Below are 263 nucleotides of genomic sequence, written 5' to 3'. Positions count from 1 at the left end.
GAGATTGTAGATATAGACTTAAAAGGATTCTTTGATGAAGTAGACCATTGTATACTATTACAACTTATCTACAAGAAGGTAAAATGTAGAACTACATTGCGGTTACTTCGCAAATGGTTACGAGCGCCCATTTCAATAGACGGGAAGCTTTGTAAACGTCGCAAAGGTATTCCACAAGGTAGCCCTTTAAGTCCATTACTATCAAATATTATGTTAGATGTACTGGATAAAGAGATGAAACGAAAAGGGCTGTATTACTTACG

General features: G+C 36.1%; 1 protein-coding gene. It reads left to right on the top strand.

Annotated features, from left to right (window positions below; translation table 11 throughout):
• Nucleotides 1–263 (top strand): reverse transcriptase domain-containing protein (locus tag Q0820_RS16925; protein ID WP_298489481.1); only part of this gene is annotated, 263 nt, incomplete at both ends.

The sequence above is a fragment of the uncultured Maribacter sp. genome (assembly GCF_947495965.1).
Classification (GTDB): domain Bacteria; phylum Bacteroidota; class Bacteroidia; order Flavobacteriales; family Flavobacteriaceae; genus Maribacter_B.
This window is presented reverse-complemented; position numbering and strand designations above follow the sequence as displayed.